The 4,630-nt window shown below is 71.8% G+C and carries 4 protein-coding genes; 1 reads left to right on the top strand and 3 read right to left on the bottom strand.

Going from position 1 to position 4,630, the window contains the following annotated elements; all coding sequences use genetic code 11:
* Positions 1–3: 3 nt before the first annotated feature.
* Both HET64_RS36805 and HET64_RS36800 read right to left on the bottom strand, forming a co-directional pair.
* A complete protein-coding gene (locus HET64_RS36805; protein WP_215111586.1) occupies positions 4–1,611 on the bottom strand; it encodes an AMP-binding protein in 1,608 nt (535 codons plus the stop codon).
* Complete coding sequence (locus HET64_RS36800) at positions 1,608–3,284, bottom strand: AMP-binding protein (protein WP_215111585.1); 1,677 nt, start codon at positions 3,282–3,284, stop codon at positions 1,608–1,610. The genes HET64_RS36805 and HET64_RS36800 overlap by 4 nt, the downstream gene beginning before the upstream one ends.
* A gap of 132 nt (positions 3,285–3,416) precedes the next feature.
* Here HET64_RS36800 and HET64_RS36795 point away from each other — a divergent pair, with 132 nt between their 5' ends.
* Positions 3,417–4,259, top strand: a complete 843-nt coding sequence (locus HET64_RS36795) for a response regulator transcription factor (RefSeq protein ID WP_215111584.1) — start codon at positions 3,417–3,419, stop codon at positions 4,257–4,259.
* Positions 4,260–4,278: 19 nt separating this feature from the next.
* Here HET64_RS36795 and HET64_RS36790 read toward each other — a convergent pair.
* The coding region (locus HET64_RS36790) for a DNA glycosylase AlkZ-like family protein (protein WP_215111583.1) at positions 4,279–4,630 on the bottom strand (352 nt) is incomplete at its 5' end.

The raw sequence follows: 4,630 nt of genomic DNA, 5'->3' as shown, positions 1-4,630 counted from the left end.
CGCTCAGTCCGCGTACGCCTCGCGCAGTTCGATCTTGCGGACCTTTCCGCTCACCGTCATCGGGAAGGTCTCCAGGATCCGCAGCCTGCGCGGAATCTTGTAGTGCGCGAGCCGCTCCCGGCAGTACGCGGAGATCTCCTCCAGAGTGGGCGGGTCGGCGGGGTCCCGGGGGATGACGCAGGCCAGGATCTCCTCGCCGTAGCGCTCGTCCGGCACCCCGACCACCTGGACGTCGGCGACCTTCGGATGGCCGTACAGGAACTCCTCGATCTCCCGCGGGTACACGTTCTCGCCGCCCCGGATGATCATGTCCTTGATCCGGCCGACGACCTGGACGTATCCGTCCTCGCGCATCACCGCGAGGTCCCCCGTGCGCATCCACCGCCCGGCGTCGACGACCTCGGCGGTGCGGTCGGGCTGGTCCCAGTAGCCGAGCATCACGCTGTAGCCGCGGGTGCGCAGTTCGCCGGCGGTGCCGCGCGGCAGCGTGACGCCGGTGACCGGGTCGACGACCTTGACCTCGATGTGCGGCAGCGCGCGGCCCACCGTGCCGGTGCGGCGGTCCAGGTCGTCGTCGCGGCGGGTCTGGGTGGAGACCGGGGACGTCTCCGTCATCCCGTAGCAGATGGACACCTCGGCCATGTGCATCTCGGCGACGACCCGCTTCATCACCTCGGCCGGGCAGGGGGAACCGGCCATGATCCCGGTGCGCAGCGACGAGAGGTCGTACCCGGCGAACTCCGGCAGGTTCAGCTCGGCGATGAACATGGTGGGCACGCCGTACAGCGAGGTGCAGCGCTCCTGCTGGACCGCGGTCAGCACGGCCGCGGGCTCGAAGGACGGCCCCGGGATCACGATGCAGGCGCCGTGCGAGGTGCTGGCGAGATTCCCCATCACCATGCCGAAGCAGTGATAGAAGGGCACCGGCAGGCAGACCCGGTCGGCCTCCGTGTACGCGATCGTCTCCCCGACGGAATACCCGTTGTTGAGGATGTTGTGATGGGAGAGGGTCGCCCCCTTGGGGAAGCCCGTGGTGCCCGAGGTGTACTGGATGTTGATCGGGTCGTCGCAGGACAGCTCCGCCTCGCGGGCGGCCAGTTGCTCCCGGGTGACGGCGGGCGCGGCGGCGGTCAGCTCGTCCCAGGACGGGTCGCCGATGTAGTGGACGGCGCGCAGGTCGGGGCAGGCGGAACGGACCTGTTCGACGAGGGCGCGGTAGTCGCTGGTGCGGTGGGAGAGGGAGGCGACCAGCAGGGAGACGCCGGCCTGCTGGAGGACGAACTCCACCTCGTGCGCGCGGTAGGCGGGATTGATCGTGACCATGACGGCCCCGATCCGGGCCGTGGCGTACTGGACGAGCACCCACTCCGGGCAGTTGACCGCCCAGATGCCGACCCGGTCGCCCTTCGCCACCCCCGACGCCATCAGGGCGCGGGCCAACGCGTCGACGTCCGCGACGAATTCGGTGTACGTCCAGCGCCGCCCCGAGGCAACGTCGACCAGCGCCTCGCGGTCGCCGTGTGCCGCGGCGGTCCGGTCGAGGTTGCGGCCGATGGTGTCGCCGAGCAGCGCGGTGTCGCCGACACCGTGCGCGTAGGACAGGCTGCTCACGTGAGGTCTCCCTCGTCGAACTCGGCGCCGGAGCCCAAAGCGGTGCGTTCCCGCAGCTCGATGCGGCGGATCTTGCCCGACACGGTCTTGGGCAGCTCCGCGAACTCCAGCCTGCGGATGCGTTTGTACGGCGCGAGGACCGCCCGGGAGTGCTCGAAGAGGACCTTCGCGGTGTCCGGTCCCGGCTCCCAGCCCTCCGCGAGGACCACGTACGCCTTGGGGACGGAGAGGCGGAGCGGGTCGGGGGCGGGCACGACGGCGGCCTCGGCGACCGCCTCGTGCTCCAGCAGTGCGCTCTCCAGCTCGAACGGGGAGATCTTGTAGTCGGAGGCCTTGAACACGTCGTCGGCGCGGCCCACATAGGTGATGTAGCCGTCCGCGTCACGGGCGCCGATGTCCCCGGTGCGGTAGTAGCCGCCCGCCATCGCCTCGGCGGTGCGGTCCGGGTCGCCGTGGTAGCCGGTCATCAGGCCGACGGGGCGGTCCGCCAGGTCGAGGGAGATCTCGCCCTCGGCCGCCCCGGGCTGACCGCTGACCGGGTCGAGCAGTTCGACGGTGAAGCCGGGGCTCGGCCGGCCCATGGAGCCGGTCTTGAGGAGCTGGCCGGGGGTGTTGGCGACCTGGACGGCGGTCTCCGTCTGGCCGAACCCGTCGCGGATGGTGACGCCCCACTCCCGCCGGACCGTCTCGATGACCTCCGGGTTCAGCGGCTCACCGGCCGCGACGACCTCGCGCGGCGGGGTCGTCAACTGGCTCAGGTCGGCCTGGATGAGCATGCGCCAGACGGTCGGCGGGGCGCAGAAGCTCGTGATGCCCGAGCGGTCCATCTCGGCCATCAGGCGGCCCGCGTCGAAGCGGGTGTAGTTGAAGATGAAGACGGTGGCCTCGGCGGTCCACGGGGCGAAGAGGTTCGACCAGGCGTGCTTGGCCCAGCCGGGCGAGGAGATGTTCAGATGGACGTCGCCCGGCCTGAGCCCGATCCAGTACATCGTCGACAAGTGGCCCACGGGGTAGGACACATGGGTGTGCTCGACCAGCTTGGGGCTGGCGGTGGTGCCGGAGGTGAAGTAGAGCATCAGCGGCTCGTCCGCGTCCGTCTCACGGACCGGTGTGAACACGGCGGACGCCTCGGCGACCCCCGCGTACGGCAGCCAGCCCGCCACCTCCTCGCCCACCGCGATCCGGGTGTAGTCCCCGGGGACCTCGTCGAACTTCGCGGTGTCCGCGTCCCGCACCAGCACATGGCGCACCCGGCCGCGCTCCACCCGGTCGCGCAGGTCGGCGGGGCCGAGGAGCGGGGTGGCGGGGATGACGACGGCGCGGAGCTTCATCGCGGCGAGGGCGGTCTCCCACAGCTCGGTCTGGTTGCCGAGCATCACGAGGACGCGGTCGCCCGCCCGTACGCCCTGTCCCTTCAGCCAGTTGGCGGCCCGGTCGGAGCGCTCCGACATCGCCGCGAAGGACACCTCGGTGCGCCGGCCGTCCTCCTCCACGATGTGCAGGGCGGTGCGGTCGTTGTTCTCGGCGATGACGTCGAACCAGTCCAGGGCCCAGTTGAAGTGGTCCGCCCGGGGCCATCGGAAGCCCGCGTAGGCCCGCTCGTAGTCCTCGCGGTGCTCCAGCAGGAAGTCCCGGGCGGCCCGGAACGTCTCGGTAGCGCTGGTTGCCGACATGTGCCCTCCTCATTACGGACCGGTCACCTGACATCATGTAAACAGTGACCCAGGTCTCACCACCCCCGGACGGGGGTGGTCCGCTCCCCCGTGCGGGGGAGAGCGGCACGGGCCGGGTGGGAGGACGTCGGAGTGCCGGAACCGGTCGACGCGGTCGAGATGCAGGCCGCGCTGTTGAGGCTGCGCCGCACGAGCGGGCTTCCCGTGGTGTTCGGCGGCCTGCTGTCCGACGCGCGCCATGCGCGGATCGCCGAGCTCAACGGGGCGCAGACCAGTGCGCTGCGGGGGCTGGTCATCTCCGCCGGGAGCGGGCTGGGCGGGAAGGCCATCGCGCTGTCCCGGCCCTGTGCGGTGACGGACTACGCCTCTTCGCGCCACATCAGCCACGAGTACGACGCGGCGGTGGCGGCGGAGGGGCTGCGCTCGGTCGTCGCGGTCCCCGTGGTCGTACGGCGTGCGGTGCGGGGCGTGCTGTACGGGGCGCTGCGTACGCCGGTCACGCTGGGCGACCGTACGTTCGACGCGATGGTGGCGGCGGCCCGTGACGTGGAGCAGTCCCTCGCGGTGCGGGACGAGGTGCGGCGGTTGCTGGCGGCGGGCCGGGAGCAGGTGACCGACCCGGACACGGCGCCCGGCGCCTGGGAGGACGTGCGCGAGGCCCACCGCGAACTGCGCGCGCTGGTCCCGAGGGTCCTGGACCCGGCCCTGCGCGACGAGTTGCTGGACGTCTGCGGGCGGCTGGCCTCGGCGGCGGGGGCCAAGGTGCCCGCGGCCCGGGAGGTCCGCCTCGCGCCGCGCGAGGTGGACGTGGTGGCGTGTGTGGCGGCGGGCGCGACGAACGCGGCGGCGGCCGAGCGGCTGGGGCTGCGGCCGGAGACGGTGAAGGGGTATCTGCGTTCGGCGATGCGGAAGTTGGGGGCGCACACACGGCTGGAGGCCGTGGTGGCGGCCCGCCGGGCGGGGCTGCTGCCCTGAACTGCGGGCCGCGGGGCTCTCAGTCGCCGTGGTCCAGGAACGTGCCGAACCGGACGTCGTGGTCCGTCGCGTCCGTCATCGCGGTCAGCATCCGCGCCGCCTCCTCGGTGATCTCCGCGCGTTCGGCGCGGACCAGGCTCCGCAGCGGCTGGACGGTCAGGGTCGCGGTGTCTCCCCCGTGTGCGACGCGCCAGACCGCGTCGAAGAACCCGTCGATCAGCACGGACCCGTAACTCTGGTTGTCGCCGGTGACCACCGTCGGGTGGTACCCGGCCGCGGCGAGGTGACGGGGGAACGAAGACGCGGCCGATCGGTCACTCGGCACCGTAGATAGTCGGACCGGTGTGGGCGCACAGCACGCGGCCCGGATA

It is taken from the genome of Streptomyces sp. McG3 (assembly GCF_018619185.1).
Classification (GTDB): Bacteria; Actinomycetota; Actinomycetes; order Streptomycetales; family Streptomycetaceae; genus Streptomyces.
This window is presented reverse-complemented; position numbering and strand designations above follow the sequence as displayed.

Bases quoted from the DNA above. Each gene is read 5' to 3' on its own strand.
- HET64_RS36800 (WP_215111585.1), bottom strand. From the start codon at position 3,284: ATGTCGGCAACCAGCGCTACCGAGACGTTCCGGGCCGCCCGGGACTTC.